This is a genomic window from Protofrankia sp. CiP1_Cm_nod3 (assembly GCF_982290655.1).
Map to the genome: position 1 here is coordinate 1 of NZ_CEVIVD010000229.1, position 3,287 is coordinate 3,287.

General features: G+C 73.3%; 3 protein-coding genes and 1 pseudogene. All 4 read right to left on the reverse strand.

What is annotated here, in order from left to right; all coding sequences use genetic code 11:
- On the reverse strand, positions 1 to 586 hold a 586-nt coding region (locus AC5LUJ_RS23230), incomplete at its 3' end, for a DUF4191 domain-containing protein (protein WP_493465774.1).
- A gap of 192 nt (positions 587 to 778) precedes the next feature.
- Entirely contained in the window at positions 779 to 988 is a 210-nt protein-coding gene (locus AC5LUJ_RS23235) for a hypothetical protein (RefSeq protein ID WP_250287130.1), read from the reverse strand.
- Between the two features lie 374 nt (positions 989 to 1,362).
- A pseudogene (gene lipA / locus AC5LUJ_RS23240) lies at positions 1,363 to 2,292 on the reverse strand (lipoyl synthase); the annotation flags it as partial.
- Between the two features lie 74 nt (positions 2,293 to 2,366).
- On the reverse strand, positions 2,367 to 3,095 hold the full coding sequence (lipB, locus tag AC5LUJ_RS23245) for a lipoyl(octanoyl) transferase LipB (RefSeq protein WP_250287132.1): 729 nt from the start codon (positions 3,093 to 3,095) through the stop codon (positions 2,367 to 2,369).
- Positions 3,096 to 3,287 lie beyond the last annotated feature (192 nt).

Sequence of the window (3,287 nt, forward strand, 5' to 3'; positions counted from 1 at the left end):
GGCCCTTGGGGATGGGCAGGGTCGGTGAGGTCACCGCCCGTAGCCGTCGCGCCAGGGGGTCGACCTCGCCGCGCCGCAGGGTGCGGGGCAGCCGCATCAGTGTCAGCCGCAGTTTCGGCAGGGGCACCTCGCCGGGGCCGCTGCCGATCACGATGTCGTGGATGGGCGTCTCGCCGACCACCTTGCGGACGCGGCGGACCTCGGTGCCGAGCAGGTCGCGCTGGCCGCGTCCCCGGCCCTCAGCGATGATCACTACGCCGGCGCGGCATACCACACGGTGCACGACGTCCTGGTTGCGGTTGACCGCCACGGCGGGGGTGAGCCGCCAGTCGCCGCGCATCCGTTCGATGATCCCGGCGGCGGCGCCGGGCTGGCCCTCCATCTCGGCGTAGGCGGTCTTCTGGACCCGGCGGCTGAAGACGTTCACGGCGCCGAGCAGCCCCAGCACGATCCCGACCGGCAGCCACGTCCACAGTGGGCCGACGAGGAGCCCGAGCAGCACGCCGACGATCCCCAGCGGGATCACCAGGCCGAGCAGTGACCACCACACCACGTGCGGGTCACGCTGCCGGGTGAGCCGGAACACCGTCCGTAGCTGTGTGAGGCGCCCCGCTCTGCCTGCCCCGCGCTCGGCCCCTTTCCCGCGTCCGCTTCCCGCAGTGGTTCCCGCCGCGGCGGGCGCCCTGCCGCCGGATCTGTTTGTGCGCGCCATGACCGCGAGCCTACGACCTGGATCGGGCACGGCTCGATCCGTGGTGCCCGGTGAGCCGGCCGGGGGTCAACGCTCGGTCGCGATGGCCACCCGTCCCGTGCCCTGCGGCCTGGTGCGCACGACCTTCCAGCCGGCCTCGCCGTGCCGGCCGGCACCCACCTGCAGGTCGGCGGCGGCGCGCCAGGCGTTGCGGCGCGCCGTCCGCTGGCCGCCGTGGGGGAGGAGGAGAAGAGTCACTTCTTCGACGGCGGTCAGTAGTGATTTCAGCAGGATCACGTAGATCTCCCAGGCCGGTCGGACGCGCTGTCGGTCATGATCTCGTTCTTGGTCTGCTCGCTGCGCAATGGTTACTGCCGGATGACACTAGTGCCACCGCGGCGGGCCTACCACCGCGTTTATTACTCTGCGTAGTTCGGGTGGCCAGGGGCGGGAATGTCCGTTCTGACGCCTCCCGTGTCCGGACGGGGCTGCTCGGACGCCCGCGGACGGGCGTGCGTGGTGCCGGTCGCGGTGCCGGTCGCGGTGCCGGTCGCGGTGCCGGTCGCGGTGCCGGTCGCGGTGCCGGTCGCGGTGCCGGCCGGGAGGCCGACGACGGAGCCGGCCGGGACGGTGGCCTCACCCCCGGCTCCGTTGCCGGTCGTGTTCCCGGCCGCGTCGCCGCGTCGCTCGACCGCCTGCTGGTACATCCGGCCGGCGCGGTAGGAGGAGCGCACCAGCGGGCCGGCGAGCACGCCGACGAACCCCATCCGCTCGGCCTGCGCGCGCAGCTCGACGAACTCCTCGGGACGCACCCAGCGCTCCACCGGGTGGTGGCGGGGAGTGGGCCGCAGGTACTGGGTGATGGTCAGCAGCTCACAGCCGGCGGCGAGCAGGTCGGCCATGGTCGACAGGATCTCCGCGGGCTCCTCGCCGAGCCCCAGGATCAGGTTGGACTTGGTCACCAGGCCCGCGTCCCGGGCCCGCCGGAGCACCTCCAGCGACCGCTCGTAGCGGAACCCGGGCCGGATGCGCCGGAACACCCGCGGCACCGTCTCGATGTTGTGGGCCAGCACCTCGGGCGCCGCCCCGAAGACCTCGGCGAGCTGCTCCGGACGGGCGTGGAAGTCGGGGATGAGCAGTTCGACACGGGTGCCCGGGCAGGACGTGTGGATCTCGCGGACCGTCTGCGCGTACAGCCACGCCCCGCCGTCGGGCAGGTCGTCGCGGGCCACCCCGGTCACGGTCGCGTAGCGCAGGCCCATCGTCCGCACCGATTCGGCGACCCGGCGCGGCTCGTCGGTGTCGAAGGCCGCGGGGCGTCCCGAGTCGATCTGGCAGAAGTCGCACCGGCGGGTGCACACCTCGCCGCCGATGAGGAAGGTCGCCTCCCGGTCCTCCCAGCACTCGTAGATGTTCGGGCAGCCGGCCTCCTCACACACCGTGTGCAGGCCCTTGTCGTGGACGAGTCCCTTGATGTCGGAGTACTGCGGGCCGGTCCGCATCCGGGTGCGGATCCACGGCGGCTTGCGCTCGATCGGCGTGGCCGTGTTACGGGCCTCCAGCCGCAGCATCCGCCGGCCCTCGGGGGCCGGAACCGCCACCGCGGTGCCGGTCGGCGTGGCGGTGGTGACCGCGGTGGCGGTCGGCGTGGCGCTGGCGGTCGTGGTGTCGATGGTCATCGGGCCAGCTCCGGCTCCCGCGTCGGCGACACGCCGCCGGGCGCTGGCGGGCCGTCCGCGCCCGGCGCCGGCGGGCCGGTCGTGCTCGGTACCGGCAGACCGGTCGCGCTCGGTGACCTGGCGATGAAGGCCGTCAGCGTCTCGACCATGTGGCGTTCCACGACGGACAGGGCCTCCTCGACGGTCACGGCCCGGCCGAGCTCCCGGCTCAGGCTGCTCACCCCGGCGTCGGAGATGCCGCACGGGACGATCCTGGTGAAGGCGCCGAGGTCCGGGCTGCAGTTGAGGGCGAAACCGTGGTAGGCGACCAGGTAGCGCACCCGGATGCCGATCGCCGCGAGCTTGCGCTCCCCGTCGGCGGTCCACACCCCGGTGCGCCCGGCCACCCGGACGGCCGGCACCCCGAACTCCGCGCAGACCGCGATCAGCGCTTCTTCGAGGGCGCGGACGTAGGCGACCACGTCCAGCGGCCTGGGCAGCCGCAGCACCGGGTAGCCCACGAGCTGCCCCGGGCCGTGCCATGTGATCTTGCCACCCCGGTCGACGTCCACCACCGGGGTGCCGTCGAAGGGGCGTTCCCACGGCTGGGTGCGCCGGCCGGCGGTGTAGACGCTGGGATGTTCCAGGAGGATCAGGGTGTCGGCCGCCTCGTCGGCGATCCGCCGGTCGGCCAGCGCGCGCTGCAACCGCCACGCCTCGTCGTAGGGCATCAGGCCTGGGCGCATGACCTCCATGAAAATGAGGCTACGCTCACCTGCGGTGTCCTCCCAGCTCCCGCGGCAGGACACCGTGGGCGTCACACTTCCGGCAGCACCCGAGGGGTGACCGGCGTTTCCCGTACACCGGCGGCTGTACCACCGGCAGCCGCGCCGCCATTCGCCGTACCGCCGCCGGTCACGCCGCCTTCGGCTGTGCCG

Excerpts from the sequence above, each read along its gene's own strand:
- lipB (WP_250287132.1), bottom strand. The coding sequence starts at position 3,095 with ATGCGCCCAGGCCTGATGCCCTACGACGAGGCGTGGCGGTTGCAGCGC.